The organism is Sphingomonas baiyangensis (assembly GCF_005144715.1).
GTDB classification, from domain to species: Bacteria; Pseudomonadota; Alphaproteobacteria; order Sphingomonadales; family Sphingomonadaceae; genus Sphingomonas; species Sphingomonas baiyangensis.
The window spans coordinates 612438-632775 of the sequence record NZ_SWKR01000002.1 but is presented as its reverse complement, the minus strand read 5'-3'; the positions used below and the strand labels follow the sequence as shown (position 1 = coordinate 632775).

Sequence of the window (20338 nt, the reverse complement as noted above, 5' to 3'; positions counted from 1 at the left end):
GGGGAGGCTTCAAGCCCCGTTCGTCAAGCGACGGGCGTGCGGGCGGAAGCTGATTAGGGGGCTGACGAGTGATCGTCACGCAGGCGCCCGGGCTGGACCACCAGCCCGGGCGTTTGCTTTTCTATCGTACGCGGACGACTCTCCCTGATGCGCGCGTCGCCTTGGGACCGCCCCTCACTGTTCCGATGCCCCCGCCCCTTCGTTTGCCCGCAGCGCCGTCGCCACGCGCGGGGTCACGCGATCGACGATGCGTTCGATTCCCTGCGGATTGGGATGAATGCGGTCGGGCAGCATCAGCGCAGTGTCGGTCACCACGCCATCGAGGAAGAACGGATCGAGCGGAATGCCATATTCCTCGGCGAGTTCGGGGAAGATCGCGTTGAAGTCGCGCGCATAATCGGCACCCATATTCGGCGCGGCGATCATGCCCGTGAGCATCGTGGGTATCTCGCGGCGGCGCAGCTCGTCGAGGATTGCGGTCAGGTTCGCGCGCGTTTCGGCAGGCGGCAGGCCGCGCAGCATGTCGTTGCCGCCCAGCCCGACGATTACCAGATCGGGCTTGCGATCGAGCCCGTCGAGCGCGAACGCCAAGCGGCGGCGACCCGCCGCGCTGGTATCGCCCGACACGCCCGCATTGCGGACTTCGGCGCGCACGCCGGCGTCGGCCAGCGCGCGCTGCAACACCGCCGGAAAGCTCTGCTGCGCCAGTACGCCATAGCCCGCGTACAGGCTGTCACCGAACGCCACGACCAGCCGCGTGTCGGCGGCTGGCGTCGCGCTGTCCGCCGGCTCCGCAGCCGTCGGGGACACGCCAGCGACGTTGGCGGGCACGCTTTCACCGGGCGAACAGGCGACCAGCGCTTGGGAAAGCAGCAGCGCGACCCCATAGGGGATACTCCTGGAGGACAAGAATGCATTCTCCCATACGACCGACGACGATCGACGATATCGCAATCCGTGCGCGCAATGTCACGCTGACGCTGGGCACCGATGCTGCCCCGACCGAAATCCTGCACGGCATCGATCTCGATGTACCGACCGGGCAGTCGCTGGCGATCCTCGGGCCGTCGGGATCGGGCAAGTCCTCGCTCATGGCGATCCTGTCGGGGCTCGAACGCGCGACGGGCGGCGACGTCGAGGTCGCCGGCATGGTCTATACCGGACGCAACGAGGATGCTTTGGCGCGCGCGCGGCGCGGGCGGATCGGCATCGTGCTCCAGTCCTTCCACCTGCTGCCCACGATGACCGCGCTCGAGAATGTCGCGGTGCCGCTCGAACTCGCCGGACTCGACGCAGCGTTCGATCGCGCGCGTACCGAGTTGGAGGCGGTAGGGCTTGGCCACCGCGTTACGCATTACCCCGCGCAGCTTTCGGGCGGCGAGCAACAGCGCGTCGCCATCGCGCGCGCCGTGGCCCCCGGCCCCGCGATTCTGTTCGCCGACGAACCCACCGGCAATCTCGACGAGACCACCAGCGCCGGCATCGTCGACCTGTTGTTCCAGCGCCGCGCCGCGGCGGGCGCGACGCTCGTCATCATCACGCATGATCCGTCGCTTGCCGAGCGTTGCGACCGCGTGCTCAGGATGCGCGACGGGCGCATCGCCTCCGATTCGCTGGCGGTGCGCGCGTGAGCGATCTCGGATGGGCAGCGAGTTGGCGGATCGCGCGGCGTGATCTGCATCGCGGCTTCCATGGCCTGCGGCTGCTGTTCATCTGCCTGTTGCTGGGCGTCGCCACGCTCGCGACGATCGGCAGCCTGACGGCGGGCATCAGCGCCGAACTCGCCGCGCGCGGACGCGTCATCCTGGGCGGCGATATCGAAGTCGCGATGATGCAGCGCCGCGCCGACGCCGCCGAAACCGGCGTGCTCGCACAGCTCGGCACGCTGTCCGACACCGTCCGCACGCGCGCCATGGCGCAGGCCGATGCGCGCGCGGATTCGCCTGGCGCGGTGCTTACCGAACTCAAGGGCGTCGACGCCGCCTATCCGCTCTACGGTACGCTCACGCTGGCCAGCGGCCGAGCCTATGCGCCGCTCGCGCCCGGCGAGGTGCTGATCGACCGCGCGCTGGCCGAGCGCCTGTTGCTGTCGCCGGGTGACACGCTGCGCTACGGCACCGCCGATTTCACCGTTCGCGACCTGATAGCCAGCGAGCCCGATCGCGTCGGTGAAGGCTTCACGCTCGGCCCCGTAGCCATCGTGTCCAACGCCGGCTTCGCGCGTACCGGGCTCATCCAGCCGGGCGCGCTGTTCGAGACCAAGCTGCGGGTCGCGCTGCCGCCGGGCATCGAGCCCCAGGCGGCGGTCGATGCCATCGAGGCGCGCTTTCCCGCCGGCAGCTTCGAATACAAGACGCGCGATCGCGCCGCGCCGGGCGCCGATCGCTTCTTCCAGCGCATGGGGCAATTCCTGCAACTCATCGGTCTCGCCGCGCTGGTGATCGCCGGCATCGGCGTCGGCAACGGCGTCGGCTCGTATCTTGCGGGCAAGCGCGACGGCATCGCCACGCTCAAGGTACTCGGCGCATCCTCGCGCGATATTGCGCGCATTTATCTGCTTCAGATCGGCGCGGTGGCGTTGCTGGCCGTTGTACTCGCGCTGGCGATCGGCGCGCTGCTGCCGCCTGCCATCGTCGCAGCGCTTGGCGATCTGCTCCCCGTCCGACCCGGCTTCGCGCTCTATCCGCTCCCGCTAGCCACAAGCGCCGCCTATGGCCTGCTCATCGCCATCGCCTTCGCGCTTCCGCCCTTGGCGCGCGCGCGGATGCTGCCGGCAGCAACGCTGTTTCGCGGGCTGGTCGCAGGCGCCGCGCGGCCCGATCGGCGTACCGTCATCGCCGTCGCGGTGGCCGCGATTGCGGTACTGGTATTGGCGATCGCCACCGCGCGCGATCCGCTGTTCGCCGCCGCAGTGCTCGGCGCCGTCGCGCTGACGCTGGCCCTGCTGCTGTTGCTCGGCGGCGCCGTACGCCGGTTCGCCGCGCACGTCCCCCGCCCGCGCCGCCCGCTCTGGCGGTTGGCGATTGCCAATCTGCATCGCCCCGGCGCCCAGACCGCCGCGCTGGTGATCGCGCTCGGTCTGGCGCTCACGCTGTTCGTGACCCTGGCGGCGATCCAGACGAGCCTCGCCGAAGAGATCCGCACCACCGTGCCTGATCGCGCGCCCAACCAGTTCGTGCTCGACGTGCCCTCCGATCAGCGCGCGCGCTTCGATACGGTGGTCCGCGGCGCCGCGCCCGAGGCCGAGATGAACGTCGTGCCGTCGCTGCGCGGCACGATCGTCGCGTTCGGCGATACGCGCGTCGCCGATCTCGAGGAATTGCCCGACGGCGCCTGGTTCCTGCGCGGCGAGCGCGGCGTCACCTATTCGCCCACGCTTCCAGAGGGCAGCGACCTGACCGACGGCGCGTGGTGGCCCGCCGATTACGCCGGCCCGCCGCTCGTCTCGCTCGATCGCGAGGCGGCCGTGGCCATGGGCGTCGGGGTGGGAGACACGCTGACCGTCAGCATCCTCGGCCGCGAGATTCCGGCGCGCATCGCATCGCTGCGCGAGATCCATTGGGAGACGCTGGGCTTCAACTACATCATGGTGTTCTCGCCCAGCGCGCTCGAAAGCGCGCCGCATAGCCTCACCGCGACGATCCAGATCGACAAGGCGAACGAGGGCGCGGTCGCGCGCGCGCTGCTCGCCGCCTTCCCCTCGGCCTCGATCATAGCCGTCGACGAGGTGATCGGCCAGGTGCGCACCATTCTCGACCAGATGGCGACCGCGATCGTGCTCGCGGCATCGGTTGCGATCCTCGCCGGCATCGCGGTGCTGGTAGGGGCGATCGCCGCCAGCCGGCAGGCACGCGCCTATGACAGCGTGATCCTCAAGACGCTGGGCGCCACGCGCACGCAGATCCTCGGCGCGCAGGCGATCGAGTACGCGCTGCTGGCGCTGCTGCTCGCCGCAATCGCGCTGGCGCTTGGCGGCGGTGCGGCGTGGTACGTCATCACGCAGGTGTTCGAGTTCGGCTGGGCGCCCGATTGGGGGATCGTGCTGGCGACGCTCGCGGGCGGCGCGCTGCTCACGCTCGGCATCGGTCTTGCCGGATCGTGGCCGATCCTTTCGGTGCGGCCCGCCCAGGCGCTGCGGCGCGTCTAGGCCGCCCGCGCCCTTCGGGCGTCGATCAGCGTCTGGTAATAGGCGATCATGTCGCGCGCATGATCGACATCGGTGCGCACGCGCGCGGCGGCATGCAGCGTTGCCGCGCGCAGGATGCGCGGCTCGCGCGCGAACAGGCGGCGGATCGCCTCGGCCGCCGAGCGAGCGTCGCGTGCGCGATAGGTCTCGGCGAATGCGGGCTCGGCGATCTCGAAGCAACCGCCCTCGTCGGGCACGATCAGCGGCAAGCCCGATGCCAGCGCCTCGGAAGCGACCAGTCCGAACGGCTCGACGTCCGATCCGTGGATCAGCGCGTCGGCGCTCGCAAGGATGCGCGTGAAGCGATCGCGATCATAGACCGGGCGGAACAGCCGGATATGCGGGCTGCCCTCGACGCGTTTGAGCAGCGCGCGCCGCTCGATCCCGTCGCCCAGCAGAATGAGCCCAACGGGAAGATCGGCGCCCGCGCGCTCAACCGCGTCGATCACAACCGGCCAGCGCTTTTCGCCATGATGCCGCCCCAGCCCCAGCAGCAGATGCCCCTCGGGCGGCAGGCCGCATTGCGCCAACAGTGCCGCACGCAGCGTCTCGTCGCGCAGGTCGGGCGAGAAGGTGCCACGCTGGATGCCGAGCGGCATCGATGCGTGCACCGTCAGCCCGCGCGCGGCGTTGCGCTTGGCCAGCGCCGGACCGTTGGTGACGAAGGCGTCGTACATCGGCAGAAAGCGCTCGTAGCGCCGCGTGTACCAGCCGAACGCCTGCTCGATCGTCTGCGGCTTGGCCAGCCCCTCGAACCAGCGCAGCGGATAGGCCGCCATGTTGTCGTTGTGCGCGAAGAACACCTTCACCGCATCGCCCTGCCATTCGCCCACGATGAACGCGGGGCGCCACGGCGAGCTCGTCTCGACCACGTCGGGCGCCAGTTCGTCGAGCAGCCGCGTAATCGGCTCGGCTTCCCAGAACAGGCAATAGTTCTTGTCGACGACGAGCGGCAGCGCCTTGACCCAATGGATACGCCCGCCGCCCGGCCGCTCCTCGACCCAGTCGGGCTCAGTCGTCGCGGCGATGACGATCAATTCGTGGCCGAGATCGGCCATGATGCTCATCTTGCGGTCGATATAGGTCCGCACGCCGCCGCCCGTCGGCGAATAGAATTCGTTGACGTCGACGATACGCATCGCGGTTCAGACCGGACCGAAGCCGTTCAACCCGCGCATATATTGCGCACGGATCGTGGTCGTCGTCACGCCGCCGCCCACGGCGATCACCGCCTGCGCCAGCTTGGGCCGGCTGCGCCCGAGCTTCTCGTTGCTCGGAAAGCCCGCGCCGTCGCGCCAGAAGTTGAACTTGTTCTTGCCGTCGCGATCATGCGTGAACAGCAGCGCATAGCGGCCCGCGCGCGGCGCCTTGATGCAAAGGCTCACCGCGCCGTTCGCCGGCATGTCGGCCCAGACGCGACGGAAGAACTTTCCCTCCTTCACCAGATCGCGATCGTCCTTCAGAAAATCCTCGTCGTTCGCGGGATAGAGCTCGAGCTTGAGGCGGCCGGTGCGATCCTTCAGTCCCGCCACGTTGACGCGGATCGCCGGCCCCTGCCCGCCCGCACAGGCCTGCGCGTCGCTTCCCAGTATCTCGGCCTGCGCCGGCGCGGGCAGTCCGCCCATCGCGCCCAGCGTCGCCGCCGTCAGCAGCTTGGCAATCATCAACCCGATTTCCTCAACAATGCATGCGCCCCGAAAATGACGATCAGCACGACGTGCAGCAGCAGCGCGATCGCCGCGGTGAATGCCACCAGTTCCGAAAGCGCCTCGCCCTGCCCGATAAGAATAATCGCGAAGTTGGCGAAAAGAAGGTCCTTGTTCGGCACCAGCGGCAGACGCGACACCAGCAGCCGCCCGGCGGCCAGGAAAAGCCACATGCCGATCGACACGTCGGGCATCGCGAAATGCCAGGCGAGCGCGATCAGCGTCGAACCCACGGTCAGGCGCAGGCAGTGCACGCCGAACACCCACCACAAGGTCGAACGTTCGAGCGAGAACACTCGCCGCGAGAAGATGAGGAAGGGCAGCGACAGGGCGAGGATCGCACCCGTCGACCATGCCAGCGCCTCGAAATCGTCGGGGCGCAGCAGCGTGGCGGCAAAGGGCAGCGCGAGCGCGATCATCGCCAGCGTGATCGCGTTGCCGGCGATCGCCGACAGGATCGACACGTCCTTCACCGCACCGAAGGGGGCGGCCACCAGCTTCATCCGCTCGCGCGCCCAAGCGTAGAAATAGGCCTCGCCCGAATAGCCGAACACCACCTCGTTCGCGATGCGCTTCTTGTGCAGCGCGATCATCCCCTCGAAGGGAATGCCCCACAGCCGGCGGAAGATGACGAAGTCGAAGGTCGGGGGCGAGAGATACAGCAGGAAGATCGCGATATAATAGCCCGGATGCACCGGCGCCGACTGCTCGAGCGCGGCCAGCCCCTCGCCGAACAGCTCGAACCCAAGGCCCACCACCATCGCGATGCTGAGCAGCGCGCCCAGCACCGCCGGCCACCGCCGCTTGATGCGCTCGATCGGTTCGAGCGCCTCGATGTCGGGAAGCCGCGGAAGCGCGGCGAGCGGCGGCGCTTCGACCGCGCGCGCATTCACCGACATGCCGTTATCTGGTTGCTTCACGAGAGGAGGGTTCCGGTCCAACGGGCGACCCTGCCGGGCAGGTCGCGGGGGCTAGCGGGCCGTGCAGACATTGCCGGCCTCTTATCGCGTCCTCTAGAGGAGCGAAATGCGGTTTCTTGATGACGCGATCTGGGATGCACCGGGGCAAGGTGCAAGATCGTACCGTTTGCGAAGGGACTGAGCCGTGGCGAGGCCGCTGCATATCGTCACGTTCGCGCAGTCGTTCGACGGCGGCGGCGTCGAGCGCGCGATGTTGCGCCTGGCGGCCGGCTGGCTCGATCGCGGCGCGCAGGTGACGCTGCTGCTCGGCGATGCCGCCGGGCCGCTGGCGTCCGAGTGCGATACGCGGATCGCGCTCGTGCCGCTCGGCGATCGTCGCTATCGCACGCTGCTCGGCGCGGCGCGCGACATCGCCCGCCGAGCGCCCGATATCGTCTTCGTGCCGGGCAATCACTATTCGGCGCTCGGTTTAGCAGCGCGTGGAGGCACGACCGCGCCGATCGTCGGCAAATTGTCGAATGCGCTTTCGGGCGTCCATCGCGGACTCGCGGGCCTCGGCTACGCCGCCTGGCTGCGACTGCACCCCCGCTTTCTCGATCATCTGGTGGCGATGAGCCCGGCAATGGGAGCCGAGGCCGCAAGGGCCATGCGGATGCCGTTGTCGCGAATCAGCGTGATCGCCAATCCGCCCGCTCGCAGCATCGCGGATGCGCCGGATGTCGCGCTTCCGCCCGGCCGCTTCGTGCTGGGCGTCGGACGGCTCGCGCCGCAGAAGCGCTGGGACCGGCTCGTCGCGGCATTCGCGCGCCTGCCCGACCCCGCACTTTCGCTCGTGATCCTCGGCGAGGGCCCCGAGCGCGTGGCGATCGAGGCGCACGCGCGGGCTCTGGGTATTGCGGCGAGAGTGCATCTGCCGGGCCATGCCGCCGATCCGCTGCCGGCGATGCGCCGCGCCGCGCTCGTCGCGCTGACCTCGGACCATGAAGGCGTGCCCGGCGTCATCCGCGAGGCTCTGGGCGAAGGCACCCCCGTCGTCTCGACCGATTCGAGCGTCGCGATCGCCGAGTTGCTGGCCGATCCCGCCGCCGGCACGATCGTCCGCCGCGAGGACTCAGAGGGTCTCGTCGCCGCGCTCGCCGCCTGGCTGGCGCCCGACGCCCGATGCCCGACGCCTATTCGCCCGACCGGCGATCCCGCCTCAGACTATCTGGCGCTGTTCGAGCGGCTTACGGCTTCGCCGCGTCGGGGTGCGCAGCCTTGACGGCGTCGAGCGCCTGCATCGCCGCATCGGCGGCGACGAGGCGCGGATAGGGCGCGAGGTCGAAGTCGAAGCGGCGCGCGTTGTACATCTGCGGCACAAGGCACACGTCCGAGACGTCGGGCGCCTCGCCGCCCAGATAAGGGCCCTCCGGCGCCATCGCCTCGAGCGCGGCGAACCCCTCGGCCACCCAGTGCCGATACCAGTCGTCGCGCGCCTCCTGCGGTGCCGCGAACTGGCTGCCCAGCCGCCGCAGCACGCGCAGATTATTGAGCGGATGAATGTCGCAGGCAATCAGCAACGCGCGTTCCATCGCCCGCGCGCGCGCCAGCGGCTCGGTGGGCATCAGCCGCGGCTCGGGATGCGCGTGATCGAGCCAGTCGATGATCGCAAGGCTCTGCCCCAGCACCGTGCCGTCCGGCAGCTCGAGCGCGGGAACGAAGCCCTGGGCATTACGCGCGAGATGCTCGGGCGCGCGCTGCTCGTTGTCGACGAGTGACACCGCGTGCCGCCGATAGTCGACCTGCTTCAGGTTGAGCGCAATCCGCACCCGGTAGCTTGCTGACGAACGGAAATAGTCGTGCAGCACATAGCCTGGCACCACGGGGCCCGCCATCATGGGCGCTCGGGATGCAGCGACATGCCGGTGCGCTCGCCGCGCAGCGAGCCGAACCATGTCACCGGATTGAGCGTGGCGGTGCCGTCGAGCGAGAAGGTGATGAACTCGGCGCGCCCGCCGATATTCTCCCATGCCACCGGGCCGCCAAGGCCACCCATGCTGGCGGGCATACGGCTGTCGGCCGAATTGTCGCGATTGTCGCCCATCAGGAAGACATGGCCTTTGGGCACGCGCACCGGCCCAAAATCGTCGATCCCCGCCGAATAGCGCACGTCGAGTACGTCGTAGCTTGCGCCGCCGGGCAACGTCTCGCGGAACGTCGGCACGCGGCACGCCGCGCTGCCATCGGCGGCACGCACGAACATGCCGGGATAGTGCATGGCATCGCAGCGCGTATTGGCGTCGACCGGGATCAGCCGCTCGCCCAGCGACACCTTGGGCACCGGCGTACCGTTGAGCACCAGCTGCCCGTCGTCCATCGCCACGGTGTCGCCCGGCAGGCCGATGACGCGCTTGATCCAGTCGACGCGCTGCCCGTCGGGCACGAGGATGACGATGTCGCCGCGCTCGGGCATCGATCCCATCAGCCGGCCCTTCATCGGCGGCAGGATATGGAAAGTCGGGCTGATGAACGACCAGCCATAGGGAAACTTGCTCACGATCAGCCGGTCGCCCACGCGCAGTGCCGGCAGCATCGATTCGGACGGGATATAGAAGGGCTTGGCGATCAGGCTGTGCACGCCGATCACCGCGAGCACGAGCCACAGGATGCCCCGTGCCTCGGCCCACCAATCGGTGCCCTTCTTCTTCTCGGCGGGTTCGGCGTTCAGGTTGCGAAGCGTCAGGTCGTCGGCCGGCATCAGTCGGTCGTCTCCAGGGGCACCGCCTCGATCACCACGAAAGCCTGTGCCCAGGGATGGTCGTCGGTCAGCGTCAGATGTACCCGCGCGACGTGGCCCTTGGGCGTGATGGCGTCAAGCCTCGCCGCGGCGCCTCCCGTCAGTGCCAGCGTCGGCGCGCCCGAGGGCGCGTTGACCACGCCGATGTCGCGCAGGAACACGCCGGCCTTGAAGCCCGTGCCCACCGCCTTCGAGAACGCCTCCTTGGCGGCGAATCGTTTCGCGAGCGTGCCGGCGCGCGACAGCGGGCGCCGCGCCGCCTTGGCCTGCTCGACGGGCGTGAAGCAGCGATCGAGAAAGCGCTGCCCGAATCGCTCGATCGACGCTTCGATGCGCTCGATGTTGCACAGGTCCGAACCGAGACCGACGATCAACGCGCTTCGTCCATCAACGCGCGCATATGCCGCACTACCGGCCCCAGCCCGTCGAAGATCGCCTCGCCCACCAGGAAATGCCCGATATTGAGTTCGGCAAGCTGCGGGATCGCGGCGATTGGCACGACATTGTCGAAGGTCAGGCCATGCCCGGCGTGCGGCTCCAGACCGTTCTTGGCGGCAAGCGCCGCGGCATCGGCGATGCGCCTCAATTCGGCTGCCTGCGCTTCGCCTTCCAGCTCGCAATAGCGACCGGTATGCAGTTCCACGACGGGTGCGCGCAGGCGGACCGCCGCCTCGATCTGCCGCGCCTCGGGTTCGATGAACAGCGACACGCGCGATCCGTTGGCGCTCAGCGCCGCGACCATCGGCGCCAGCACATTGTGGAGCCCGGCGGCATCGAGCCCACCTTCGGTCGTGCGTTCCTCGCGCTTTTCGGGCACGATGCATACGGCGTGCGGACGATGCCTGAGCGCGATGCCCAGCATCTCGTCGGTCGCCGCCATCTCCAGATTGAGCGGCACCGTCAGTTCGGCCACCAGCCGCGCGATATCGTCGTCGGTGATGTGGCGGCGGTCCTCGCGCAGATGCGCGGTGATGCCGTCGGCCCCCGCTTCGGCCGCCAGCAGCGCCGCGCGCACCGGATCGGGATAGCCCGATCCGCGCGCGTTGCGCACCGTCGCCACGTGATCGATATTGACGCCGAGGCGCAGATACGGGCTCATGCGACCGCCCGGCTGCCCGGCTTCACCGCCGGGATCGCAGCAAGTGCGGGCGGCAGCGCGTCGGCGGCGTAGCTCGGCACGTCGATGCGGATCAGCGGATAGAATGGGACGCCGAGATCGGCAGTCCCGCCCGAGCGATCGACGAGGCTGGCGGCGGCCACTACCTCGCCCCCTGCCCGCCCGATCGCCGCGATCGCCTCGCGGCTCGACAGCCCCGTCGTCACCACGTCCTCCATCATCAGCACCCGCTGGCCGGGTTCGAGGCGAAAGCCGCGGCGCAGTTCGAACACGCCCTCGGGTCGCTCGAGGAACAGCGCGTCGACGCCGAGCGCGCGGCCCATCTCATGGCCCGCGATCACGCCGCCCATCGCCGGCGAGACCACGATGTCGATGGCGTCACGCACCTCGCCGGGCAGCTTGGACACCAGAGCGGTAGCGAGTCGCGCGCCGCGCTCGGGGTTCATCAGCACGCGCGCGCATTGCAGATAGCGCGGGCTGCGCAGCCCCGATGACAGGATGAAATGCCCTTCCAGCAGCGCGTCGGCGGCGCGGAACTCCGCCAGTATCTCGTCGTCGGTCATCGTGTGGTAAGGCCCATGCTTGTCGCCGTTCTGCTTATGGCCGCAGCGCCCTCACGGCAACCACGGACGAAAAACCGGGTGTCGCGGTGCTTGAGGCTTGGGCTATCCCTGCGTATAGGCCGCTGCAATTGCGCCGGTCGGTGCGCGTTCGCGCGGTGCGCGAATCTCGAAGGTGACGTGACAAGATGCGGATCAACGGGTTGAAATCATTGGTTCTCGTCGCCGGCCTGGCACTGGCCGCGCCGGCGATCGCTCAGACGGCGGCGCCCGCGCCGCAGGTGGCAGCCGAAGCGGCGCCAGCACCGGCGGCAGCTCCCGCCGCGGCCGAAGCATCGGCCGCGCAACCCGCTGCGCCCGCCGTCGCCGATCCGACACTCAACCCCGACGGCAGCCGCCGACTGCTGGCGCGCGATGGCGTCGGCCAGCCCACCGATCGCGCGCTGGGCGTGCAGTATCAGGCTACCGACCTCGGCGATCAGGCGGCGTGGTTCCACAACGTCATCCTGCTGCCGGTCATCACGCTCATCTCGTTGTTCGTGCTCGGGCTGCTGGTGTGGGTGGTGGTCCGCTATCGCCGCGCCGCCAATCCAACGCCGTCCAAGACCAGCCACAACACGATGATCGAAATCATCTGGACCGCGGCGCCCGTCATCATCCTGGCGCTGATCGCGATCCCCTCGATCCGCCTGCTCGCGCAGCAATATGATCCCGCGCCCGACAATGCCGTCACGCTCAAGGCGATCGGCAACCAGTGGTACTGGACGCACGAATATCCCGATCACGGCGGCATCTCGATCACGTCGAACATGCTCAAAGACGCCGACGATCCCTCGCTCGCACCCGGCCAGCGTGCGCGTACCGATGCCGATGGCCCGCGCCTGCTCGCGGTCGACAACCGCATCGTGCTGCCCGTCGGCACGCCGATCCGTCTCATCACCACCGCCAACGACGTGATCCACAGCTGGGCGATGCCCGCCTTCTGGACCAAGCTCGACGCGGTGCCCGGACGGCTGAACGAGACGAGCTTCACCATCCGCGAGCCGGGCGTCTATTTCGGCCAGTGCTCGGAACTGTGCGGCGTGCGCCACGCCTATATGCCGATCGCGATCGAGGCCGTTGCGCCCGAAGTGTTCGCGCAGTGGGTCCGCTCGAAGGGCGGCACGATGCCCGGCGAAGGCGCGACGCCCGCCGCCGGCGTGCCCGCCGGCGCATCGGGCAGCGTGCCCACGCAGCCGGGCGACGATGCAGCCGACGACACCGCGACGCCCGCAAACGCCACCGCGGGCGCGACCGTGCCCGCCACCACCCAGTCGTCCACGACCACCCAGGGCGCCACCGGCAACGACGGCGGCCTTGGCCAGGTGAGCCAGTAAAGCCATGACCGATACAGCCCTCAATCCCAGCGCCTTCCAGGCCCATTCGGATCACGCGCATCATCATGATGCCGATCACAAGCCCGCATTCTTCGCGCGTTGGTTCATGTCGACCAACCACAAGGATATCGGCACGCTCTATCTGATCTTCGCGATCGTCGCCGGCATCATCGGCGGCGCGATCTCGGGGCTGATGCGCATGGAGCTGGCCGAACCGGGCATCCAGTATCTGCCTGCCTGGGCAAGCTGGCTGGCTGGCAGCCCGCAGAACTTCGATGCGGGCCTGAATCTCTGGAACGTGCTCATCACCGCGCACGGCCTCATCATGGTGTTCTTCATGGTGATGCCGGCGATGATCGGCGGCTTCGGAAACTGGTTCGTGCCGATCATGATCGGCGCGCCCGACATGGCGTTCCCGCGCATGAACAACGTGTCGTTCTGGCTGCTCATTCCCGCCTTCGCGCTGCTGCTCGCCTCGCCCTTCTTCGGATCGGGCGCGGGCACCGGCTGGACGGTCTATGCCCCGCTTTCGACCTACGGCTCGCAAGGTCCGGCGGTCGACATGGCGATCCTGTCGCTGCACATCGCCGGCGCCTCATCGATCCTCGGTGCGATCAACTTCATCACCACCATCTTCAACATGCGCGCGCCGGGCATGACGCTGCACAAGATGCCGCTGTTCGTGTGGTCGGTGCTGGTCACTGCGTTCCTGCTGCTGCTGGCGCTGCCGGTGCTCGCCGCGGCGATCACGATGCTGCTGACCGACCGTAACTTCGGCACCACCTTCTACGATCCCGCCGGTGGCGGCGATCCGGTGCTGTACCAGCACTTGTTCTGGTTCTTCGGCCATCCCGAAGTGTACATCATGATCCTGCCGGGCTTCGGCATCGTCAGCCAGATCGTCGCGACGTTCAGCCGCAAGCCGGTGTTCGGCTATCTCGGCATGGCCTATGCCATGGTCGCGATAGGCGTCGTCGGCTTCGTCGTGTGGGCGCACCACATGTTCACGACGGGCCTCTCGGTGAACACCAAGATGTACTTCACCGCCGCGACGATGGTGATCGCGGTGCCCACGGGCATCAAGATCTTCTCGTGGATCGCGACGATGTGGGGCGGATCGATGAGCTTCAAGACGCCGATGGTGTGGGCGCTGGGCTTCATCTTCATGTTTACCGTGGGCGGCGTGACGGGTGTGGTGCTCGCCAATGGCGGCGTCGACGACTATATGCACGACACCTATTACGTCGTGGCGCACTTCCATTACGTGCTGTCGCTGGGTGCGGTGTTCGGCCTGTTCGCCGGCTTCTATTACTGGTTCCCCAAGATGTCGGGGCGGATGTACAACGAGCTGCTCGGCCAGCTGCACTTCTGGGTCTTCTTCATCGGCGTGAACATCCTGTTCTTCCCGATGCACTTCCTGGGCCTGCAGGGCATGCCGCGCCGCTATCCCGATTATCCCGATGCCTATGCGCACTGGAACGAGATCGCGAGCTTCGGCTATGTCATCATGGCCGCCGGCATGGTGATCTTCTTCATCAACCTGTTCGTTAGCCTTGCCGCCGGTCGGCGCGCGGAGGACAACCCCTGGGGCGAAGGCGCCACCACGCTCGAATGGACCTTGTCGAGCCCCCCGCCCTTCCACCAGTTCGAGACGCTGCCCAAGGTCGACTGACCGCCGGGCAGCCAGCCCTCCGCCAGAAGGGGGCAGCAGCATCCACAAGGGGGCGGCAGCCGCGGACGACGCGGTGGGCCGCCCTCTCGCAATCGGGTTCGCGAACCCTGCTGGATTAGATGTGATGAACACGACGACGATCGGCACCCCCGCCGCCATCCCCGCCGACTGGCGCGACTTCCTCGCGCTAACCAAGCCGCGCGTCCTGACGCTCGTCGTGTTCACGGGACTATGCGGCCTGCTCGCTGCGCCCGTCGGCGTGCATCCCGTCATCGGCTTCACCGCGATCCTTTGCATCGCGATGGCGGCAGGTGCCGCGGGCGCGCTCAATCAATGGTATGAAAGCGATCTCGACGCGCGGATGAAGCGCACGGCCAAGCGCCCGCTCCCCGCCGGCCGCATGGATCGCGATACCGCGTTCCAGTTCGGCGTCGGCCTCGGCGTGTTCTCGGTCATCCTGATGGGGCTGGCGGTGAACCTCGTGGCCGCGGCCATCCTCGCGGTGTCGATCCTGTTCTACGTCGTCGTCTACACGATCTGGCTCAAGCGCCGTACGCCGCAGAACATCGTCATCGGCGGCGCTGCCGGTGCGTTTCCACCGATGATCGGCTGGGCCGCCGCGACGGGCGACGTCACGCTGATGCCCGTACTGCTGTTCACGCTGATCTTCCTGTGGACGCCGCCGCACTTCTGGGCGCTCGCACTGTTCGTGAAGACCGATTACGCCAATGCCGGCGTGCCGATGCTGCCCGTCGTCGCCGGCGAACGTGTCACGCGCCAGCAGATCGGCCTGTACACGCTGCCGATGGCGGCTTGTGCCATCGCCCCCTGGCCGCTCGGCTTTGCGGGATGGATCTACGGTCTGACCGCCGTAGGGGCGAGTGCGTGGTTCGCGTGGCTCGCACTGCGCGTATCGACGCGCACGACCGGCACCGACGACGCCATGCAGCCCGAAAAGCGGCTCTTCGCTTTCTCGATCCTCTATCTCTTCGCGCTGTTCGGCGCGCTCGTTGTCGATCGGATGCTGCTCGCATGACGCCCGAGGAAGAGCGCATCGTCCGACAGCGGCAGCGTAGCCGCGCGCTGGTGCTTGCGCTGCTGCTCGGCGGGTTCGTCGTGCTCATGTACGCGATCAGCATCATCAAGATGACGGGAGACTGACGCCGTGGCGATCGATCGCAACGTCCGCACCGCCTTGTTCGCCACGGCCGCCGTGTTCGGCATGACCGGCGTCGGCTTCGCCAGCGTGCCGCTCTACCGCGTGTTCTGTCAGGTGACGGGCTTCGGCGGCACGACGCAGGTGGCCGATGCCGCCCCCGGCGCCACGGCCGGTCGCGTGACCGTCGCGTTCGACAGCAACGTCAGCCCGGCGCTGCCATGGAAGTTCGCGCCCGAGCAGCGCACCGCCAAGGTCGCGCTCGGCGAACGCAACATGGCGTTCTTCACGGCGCGCAACGATTCGGACCGGCCCGTCACGGGCACCGCCACGTTCAACGTCACGCCCGCACAGGCGGGGCGCTACTTCGCCAAGATCCAGTGCTTCTGCTTCACCGAACAGGTGCTGCAACCCGGCGAGGAGATGCGCATGCCGGTGATCTATTATGTCGATCCCGCGCTCGCGACCGATCCCGATGCCAAGAGCGTGCAGGAAATCACGCTTTCGTACACATTTTACCCGGTGGATTCCGCCAAGACCGCAAGCTAGAGCGGACCACGAAAACGCCTGACAGGGAACCGACATGGCCGGCGCCAAGAACCACGATTACCATATCCTGCCACCCAGCATCTGGCCGCTCGCCAGCTCGATGGCGGTACTGCTGCTCGCTAGCGGCGGCATCATGTACATGCACGAACATCCGATGGGCGGACTTGCGCTGGGCGCCGGCCTCATCCTGACGCTGTTCATGATGGCGAGCTGGTGGGTCGATGTCGTGCGCGAGGCGCATGCGGGCGATCACACGCCGGTGGTGCAGCTGCACCTTCGCTACGGCATGATCCTGTTCATCGCCTCCGAAGTCATGTTCTTCGTCGGCTGGTTCTGGGCGTGGTTCGATTTCTCGCTGTTCCCCGTCGCGGTCGAATATGCCGAAGGCGCCGTGTCGGTCGCAGCCGATACCGCGGCCGAGTGGCCGCCGCGCGGCATGGAAGTCATCAACGCGTTCGAGCTTCCGCTGCTCAACACCTTCATCCTGCTGCTCTCGGGCACCACGATCACCTGGGCGCATCACGGCCTGATTCACGGTGAGCGCGGCGGCGCCAAGAAGGGGCTCTGGGGCGCGCTCGGCGTCGGTTCCAACGACAGCGTGCTCAAGGGCCTGTGGCTCACCGTCGTGCTCGGCCTGATCTTCAGCGCGATCCAGGCATATGAATATATGCACGCGCCGTTCGCCTTCGGCGAATCGAACTACAGCTCGGCTTTCTACATGGCCACGGGCTTCCACGGCTTCCACGTGCTCGTCGGCACGATCTTCCTGATCGTGAACCTGTTCCGCGCCTATCGCGGCCACTTCACCCCGCGCCAGCATTTCGGCTTCGAGGCGGCTGCGTGGTATTGGCACTTCGTCGACGTGGTGTGGCTGTTCCTGTTCGTCGTCATCTATGTGTGGGGCGGCTGGGGCGCGCCGACGCACGGGTGAGCGTACCGCCAGACCAGGAGAATGCTGCCGGCGTCGCGGGGGACCAGCCCCCTGCGGCGCCGGTATCGCTTTACCTCCAGTCAGTACGCGGTCTCTGCCCGCGCTGCCACGAGCCGACACTCTTCAGGAGCACGATCGCGTTCGCCTCGCGCTGCCGCGCCTGCGGACTCGATTTCGACAGCTTCAACGTAGGCGACGGCCCCGCGGCGTTTCTCACGCTCGGGATCGGCACCATCGTCACCATCCTCGCGATCATCGTCGAGCTGGCGTTCGAGCCGGCGTGGTGGGTGCATGTCGCGCTCTGGCTGCCGCTCACCGTAGCCAGCGTCATCGGCTGCCTGCGGCTGACCAAGGGCGCGTTGCTGGCGCTTGAATACCGCAATGCCGCGCGCGAGGGGCGGCGCCAGTGAAGTTGCCCTTCGTGCCGACGCTCATCGTCGGGCTGGCCGTCGCGGCGATGATCGGCCTCGGCTTCTGGCAGCTCGACCGGCGCGGGCAGAAGGCGGCCTTGCTCGCGAGTTTCGCACGCAACGCGACGCTTCCCGCGATCCCGCTTCCCGACACGGTCGAAGAACGCGATCTCTTTCGCCGCGTCACCGCCACGTGCACCACGCCGCAGCCGCCGACGCGATCGGCGGGGCGTAGCGCCGAGGGCACAAGCGGCTACCGCTTCCTCGCACGCTGTACGAATGCCGCCAACGGTGCCGCGTTCGTCGCCGAGCTCGGTGTCGCCATTGACCCACGCCTGACGCCACAATGGGAAGGCGGCCGGATCGACGGATTGCTGACGCTGGCTCCCAGTTCAACTTCGTTCATCGGCCGGCTGCTGGGCGGCGCCGAACCGCAGCTGCCGATGATCGTTCCGGCGCGCCCGCTCGCCCCAGCCCTTTCCGCGAGCCGCGCGCCCGATCCTGCCAACGTGCCCGACAATCATCTGGCCTATGCGGTGCAATGGTTCGCCTTCGCCGCCATCGCGGTCGCCGTCTATCTGCTCGCGCTTCGCCGCCGCCGTAGCTCGGGCACGAACTTGGTCGCTCCCAATCAACGCTAACATTGCCCCGCCGCGCGCCACCGCCTAAGCCGCGCGGCGATGCGCTACATCAGCACCAGGGGGAATGCGCCCGTCCTCGATTTCAAGGACGTGACGCTGGCGGGGCTCGCGGCCGATGGCGGCCTCTACGTGCCCGAACCATGGCCGAGCTTCTCGCGCGACGAGATCGCCGCGATGGCAGGCCTGTCCTATGTCGAAACCGCCGTCCGCGTAATGGCGCCCTTCACCGCCGGCGTGCTCAATGAGGCCGATCTGAGCGATCTCTGCACCGCCGCATATGGCCGGTTTGCGCACGATGCTGTGACACCGCTCGTCCAGCTCGATCATCGCCACTGGCTGCTCGAGCTGTTCCACGGCCCTACGCTCGCGTTCAAGGATGTAGCGCTTCAGCTCGTCGGGCTGCTGTTCGAGCGGTTCCTGACCGGCTCGACCGAGCATCTGACGGTGATCGGCGCAACAAGCGGCGACACCGGATCGGCGGCGATCGACGCACTGGCCGGGCGCGCGGGCGTCGACATTTTCATGCTGCACCCCGAAGGCCGGGTTAGCGACGTGCAGCGCCGCCAGATGACGACGGTGCTGGCGCCCAATGTCCACAACATTGCGATCCGCGGCGATTTCGATACCGCGCAGGCGCTGGTCAAGGCGATGTTCCGCGATCCTGCCTTTTCCGCACGCTTCCGCCTGTCGGCAGTCAATTCGATCAACTGGGCGCGGCTCATGGCGCAGGTGGTCTATTATCTCTACGCCGCCATCCGCCTCGGCGCACCCGATCGCCGCATCGCCTTCAGCGTGCCGACCGGCAATTTTGGCGACGTCTTCGCGGGCTATGTCGCCGCGCGCATGGGTCTGCCCGTCGAGCGGTTGATCGTCGCTACCAACGTCAACGACATTCTGCACCGCGCGCTTTCGAGCGGCGATTACTCGAGCGGCACCGTTACGCCCACCGCCACTCCATCGATGGACATCCAGGTCAGCTCGAACTTCGAGCGGCTGCTGTTCGAGCTGAGTGGTCGCGACGGCGGCGCGCTCGCCGCGCAGATGGCAGGCTTCGAGGCCACGAAGGCGATGCGCCTTACCAATGCGCAGCGCGAAGGGGCAGCGGGGCTGTTCACTTCCGCCCGCATCGACGAGGATGCGATGGCGCAGGCGATTGGCGCGGCGTATCGCGGCAGCGGACAGGTGATCGATCCGCACACCGCCATCGGCCTTGCAGCCGCCCGTGCCGATGCCGGCGATACGCCGATCGTCACGCTCGCCACCGCGCATCCGGCGAAGTTCCGCGATGCCGTCGAGCGCGCGAGCGGCGTGCGTCCTGCCCTGCCCGCTCGCGTCGGCGATCTGTTCGAGCGCGAGGAGCGGTTCGACACCGTCGATGCGACGTTCGATGCGGTGAGCGGCTACATCGCGCAGCGCGCCCACCCGCGCACATGAACCTCGTCACGCTCACCGGCGAGCCCTGGGCCGATTATGGGCTGATCGATTCGGGGCATGGCCGCAAGCTCGAGCGCTATGGCCGCTTCCGCTTCATCCGGCCCGAGCCACAGGCGATGTGGGCACCCGCGGCCCCAGACTGGCAGGCCGATGGCGAGTTCATCCCCGGCGCCGACGAGGATGGCGGAGGCCGCTGGCAATTGTCGCGCGACGTGCCGCCCGAGGGTTGGCCGCTTTCGTGGCGCGAGGCGCGGTTCACGGCCAGCAATACGCCGTTCCGCCATCTCGGATTCTTCCCCGACATGGCGCCCGTGTGGGACTGGATGCGCGGGAGGATTGCCGACGCGCCCGATCCCGAATGCCTCAACCTGTTCGGCTACACCGGCGTCGGCACGCTGGCGCTGTCGGCGGCTGGCGCGCGCATGGTGCATGTCGATGCCTCGAAGAAATCGGTCGAGGCCGCAAAAGGCAACGCCGCGCTGTCGGGCATGGCCGACCGGCCGATCCGCTGGCTGGTCGAGGATGCGGGCAAGTTCGTCGCGCGCGAGGTGCGGCGCGAGCGGCGCTACGACGGCATCATCCTCGATCCGCCCAAATGGGGTCGCGGCCCCAATGGCGAGGTCTGGAAGCTTGAAGAGGGGCTGCCCGGCCTGATCGCCGATTGCCGCCGGTTGCTCGATACCGAAAGCCGATTCCTGTTCCTCACCGTGTACGCCGTGCGCCTCTCGGCGCTCGCGATAGGCGAGCTGGTACGCCAGCATTTCGCCGATCTGCCCGGCACCGTCGAGGCAGGCGAACTGACGGTGCGCGAGGAAGCGCGCGGACTGCTGCTGCCCACCGCTATCTTCGCGCGCTGGCGCAGGGACTGAACCCCCTGCCCTTGCCGCTCCCCACCCCGCACCCT

At 68.0% G+C, this 20338-nt stretch carries 22 protein-coding genes; 13 read left to right on the top strand and 9 right to left on the bottom strand.

The genetic code is table 11. The features are described 5' to 3' along the window. Positions 1–174 precede the first annotated feature (174 nt). Complete coding sequence (locus FBR43_RS06240; RefSeq protein ID WP_136942345.1) at positions 175–909, bottom strand: arylesterase; 735 nt, start codon at positions 907–909, stop codon at positions 175–177. Positions 910–911: 2 nt separating this feature from the next. On the opposite strand from FBR43_RS06240, the gene FBR43_RS06235 reads away from it, so the two are divergent. Together FBR43_RS06235 and FBR43_RS06230 are read left to right on the top strand one after the other, a co-directional pair. Beyond that, the gene (locus FBR43_RS06235; protein WP_136942344.1) at positions 912–1631 is read left to right on the top strand and encodes an ABC transporter ATP-binding protein; all 720 of its coding nucleotides are present in this window, start codon (positions 912–914) and stop codon (positions 1629–1631) included. Further along, positions 1628–4147 (top strand): ABC transporter permease, encoded by a 2520-nt coding sequence (locus tag FBR43_RS06230; protein ID WP_136942343.1) that lies wholly within the window; start codon positions 1628–1630, stop codon positions 4145–4147. Before FBR43_RS06235 ends, FBR43_RS06230 begins: the two co-directional genes overlap by 4 nt. Here FBR43_RS06230 and FBR43_RS06225 read toward each other — a convergent pair. From FBR43_RS06225 to FBR43_RS06215, 3 genes are read right to left on the bottom strand one after another with little or no spacing between them, the layout of a single operon-like run. Further along, positions 4144–5325 carry a glycosyltransferase gene (locus FBR43_RS06225; protein ID WP_136942342.1) on the bottom strand — a complete coding sequence of 394 codons (1182 nt, stop codon included), beginning with the start codon at positions 5323–5325 and terminating at the stop codon, positions 4144–4146. The genes FBR43_RS06230 and FBR43_RS06225 overlap by 4 nt on opposite strands. A gap of 6 nt (positions 5326–5331) precedes the next feature. Further along, positions 5332–5850 (bottom strand): DUF2141 domain-containing protein, encoded by a 519-nt coding sequence (locus tag FBR43_RS06220; RefSeq protein ID WP_136942341.1) that lies wholly within the window; start codon positions 5848–5850, stop codon positions 5332–5334. Then, positions 5850–6812, bottom strand: a complete 963-nt coding sequence (locus FBR43_RS06215; RefSeq protein WP_317128315.1) for a hypothetical protein — start codon at positions 6810–6812, stop codon at positions 5850–5852. Before FBR43_RS06215 ends, FBR43_RS06220 begins: the two co-directional genes overlap by 1 nt. 184 nt (positions 6813–6996) lie before the next feature. On the opposite strand from FBR43_RS06215, the gene FBR43_RS06210 reads away from it, so the two are divergent. Then, complete coding sequence (locus tag FBR43_RS06210) at positions 6997–8073, top strand: glycosyltransferase (protein ID WP_249276479.1); 1077 nt, start codon at positions 6997–6999, stop codon at positions 8071–8073. On the opposite strand, the gene maiA is transcribed toward FBR43_RS06210, so the two are convergent. Genes maiA through pyrE form a run of 5 tightly spaced genes read right to left on the bottom strand, consistent with a single transcriptional unit; the run spans position 8039 to position 11268 of the window. Beyond that, positions 8039–8689: a maleylacetoacetate isomerase gene (maiA, locus tag FBR43_RS06205; protein ID WP_249276478.1), complete on the bottom strand. Its 651-nt coding sequence runs from the start codon at positions 8687–8689 to the stop codon at positions 8039–8041. The two genes, FBR43_RS06210 and maiA, sit on opposite strands and share 35 nt — an antisense overlap. Beyond that, complete coding sequence (gene lepB / locus FBR43_RS06200) at positions 8686–9549, bottom strand: signal peptidase I (RefSeq protein WP_136942340.1); 864 nt, start codon at positions 9547–9549, stop codon at positions 8686–8688. The genes maiA and lepB overlap by 4 nt, the downstream gene beginning before the upstream one ends. Beyond that, the gene (gene acpS, locus FBR43_RS06195; RefSeq protein WP_136942339.1) at positions 9549–9962 is read right to left on the bottom strand and encodes a holo-ACP synthase; all 414 of its coding nucleotides are present in this window, start codon (positions 9960–9962) and stop codon (positions 9549–9551) included. The genes lepB and acpS overlap by 1 nt, the downstream gene beginning before the upstream one ends. Then, positions 9959–10687, bottom strand: a complete 729-nt coding sequence (locus FBR43_RS06190; protein ID WP_136942338.1) for a pyridoxine 5'-phosphate synthase — start codon at positions 10685–10687, stop codon at positions 9959–9961. The genes acpS and FBR43_RS06190 overlap by 4 nt, the downstream gene beginning before the upstream one ends. After that, entirely contained in the window at positions 10684–11268 is a 585-nt protein-coding gene (pyrE, locus tag FBR43_RS06185; RefSeq protein WP_136942337.1) for an orotate phosphoribosyltransferase, read from the bottom strand. Before pyrE ends, FBR43_RS06190 begins: the two co-directional genes overlap by 4 nt. 185 nt (positions 11269–11453) lie before the next feature. Here pyrE and coxB point away from each other — a divergent pair, with 185 nt between their 5' ends. The 10 genes from coxB (at position 11454) to FBR43_RS06140 (ending at position 20303) form a co-directional block, all read left to right on the top strand. Next, positions 11454–12641, top strand: coding sequence for a cytochrome c oxidase subunit II (coxB, locus tag FBR43_RS06180; protein WP_136942336.1), 1188 nt, complete (start codon positions 11454–11456; stop codon positions 12639–12641). 4 nt (positions 12642–12645) lie between these two features. Next, the gene (ctaD, locus tag FBR43_RS06175) at positions 12646–14313 is read left to right on the top strand and encodes a cytochrome c oxidase subunit I (protein ID WP_136942335.1); all 1668 of its coding nucleotides are present in this window, start codon (positions 12646–12648) and stop codon (positions 14311–14313) included. Between the two features lie 124 nt (positions 14314–14437). Then, positions 14438–15349 carry a heme o synthase gene (locus FBR43_RS06170; RefSeq protein ID WP_136942334.1) on the top strand — a complete coding sequence of 304 codons (912 nt, stop codon included), beginning with the start codon at positions 14438–14440 and terminating at the stop codon, positions 15347–15349. Continuing rightward, positions 15346–15474 (top strand): hypothetical protein, encoded by a 129-nt coding sequence (locus FBR43_RS16540; RefSeq protein WP_262708679.1) that lies wholly within the window; start codon positions 15346–15348, stop codon positions 15472–15474. The genes FBR43_RS06170 and FBR43_RS16540 overlap by 4 nt, the downstream gene beginning before the upstream one ends. Before the next feature lie 4 nt (positions 15475–15478). Then, entirely contained in the window at positions 15479–16018 is a 540-nt protein-coding gene (locus FBR43_RS06165) for a cytochrome c oxidase assembly protein (protein ID WP_136942333.1), read from the top strand. Between the two features lie 34 nt (positions 16019–16052). After that, positions 16053–16949 (top strand): cytochrome c oxidase subunit 3, encoded by an 897-nt coding sequence (locus tag FBR43_RS06160; RefSeq protein ID WP_136942332.1) that lies wholly within the window; start codon positions 16053–16055, stop codon positions 16947–16949. After that, positions 16946–17359, top strand: coding sequence for a DUF983 domain-containing protein (locus FBR43_RS06155; protein WP_136942331.1), 414 nt, complete (start codon positions 16946–16948; stop codon positions 17357–17359). The genes FBR43_RS06160 and FBR43_RS06155 overlap by 4 nt, the downstream gene beginning before the upstream one ends. Continuing rightward, positions 17356–18000, top strand: coding sequence for an SURF1 family protein (locus FBR43_RS06150; protein ID WP_136942330.1), 645 nt, complete (start codon positions 17356–17358; stop codon positions 17998–18000). The genes FBR43_RS06155 and FBR43_RS06150 overlap by 4 nt, the downstream gene beginning before the upstream one ends. Positions 18001–18039: 39 nt before the next feature. Continuing rightward, positions 18040–19434, top strand: a complete 1395-nt coding sequence (thrC, locus tag FBR43_RS06145) for a threonine synthase (RefSeq protein ID WP_136942329.1) — start codon at positions 18040–18042, stop codon at positions 19432–19434. Next, a complete protein-coding gene (locus FBR43_RS06140; protein ID WP_136942328.1) occupies positions 19431–20303 on the top strand; it encodes a class I SAM-dependent methyltransferase in 873 nt (290 codons plus the stop codon). The genes thrC and FBR43_RS06140 overlap by 4 nt, the downstream gene beginning before the upstream one ends. Positions 20304–20338 lie beyond the last annotated feature (35 nt).

Excerpts from the sequence above, each read along its gene's own strand:
- FBR43_RS06140 (WP_136942328.1), top strand. The coding sequence starts at position 19,431 with ATGAACCTCGTCACGCTCACCGGCGAGCCCTGGGCCGATTATGGGCTG.
- lepB (WP_136942340.1), bottom strand. The coding sequence starts at position 9,549 with ATGCCGGCCGACGACCTGACGCTTCGCAACCTGAACGCCGAACCCGCC.
- FBR43_RS06235 (WP_136942344.1), top strand. The coding sequence starts at position 912 with ATGCATTCTCCCATACGACCGACGACGATCGACGATATCGCAATCCGT.
- FBR43_RS06160 (WP_136942332.1), top strand. The coding sequence starts at position 16,053 with ATGGCCGGCGCCAAGAACCACGATTACCATATCCTGCCACCCAGCATC.
- pyrE (WP_136942337.1), bottom strand. The coding sequence starts at position 11,268 with ATGACCGACGACGAGATACTGGCGGAGTTCCGCGCCGCCGACGCGCTG.
- maiA (WP_249276478.1), bottom strand. The coding sequence starts at position 8,689 with ATGATGGCGGGCCCCGTGGTGCCAGGCTATGTGCTGCACGACTATTTC.
- FBR43_RS06220 (WP_136942341.1), bottom strand. The coding sequence starts at position 5,850 with ATGATTGCCAAGCTGCTGACGGCGGCGACGCTGGGCGCGATGGGCGGA.
- FBR43_RS06190 (WP_136942338.1), bottom strand. The coding sequence starts at position 10,687 with ATGAGCCCGTATCTGCGCCTCGGCGTCAATATCGATCACGTGGCGACG.
- FBR43_RS06170 (WP_136942334.1), top strand. The coding sequence starts at position 14,438 with ATGAACACGACGACGATCGGCACCCCCGCCGCCATCCCCGCCGACTGG.
- FBR43_RS16540 (WP_262708679.1), top strand. The coding sequence starts at position 15,346 with ATGACGCCCGAGGAAGAGCGCATCGTCCGACAGCGGCAGCGTAGCCGC.
- ctaD (WP_136942335.1), top strand. The coding sequence starts at position 12,646 with ATGACCGATACAGCCCTCAATCCCAGCGCCTTCCAGGCCCATTCGGAT.
- thrC (WP_136942329.1), top strand. The coding sequence starts at position 18,040 with ATGCGCTACATCAGCACCAGGGGGAATGCGCCCGTCCTCGATTTCAAG.
- coxB (WP_136942336.1), top strand. The coding sequence starts at position 11,454 with ATGCGGATCAACGGGTTGAAATCATTGGTTCTCGTCGCCGGCCTGGCA.
- FBR43_RS06225 (WP_136942342.1), bottom strand. The coding sequence starts at position 5,325 with ATGCGTATCGTCGACGTCAACGAATTCTATTCGCCGACGGGCGGCGGC.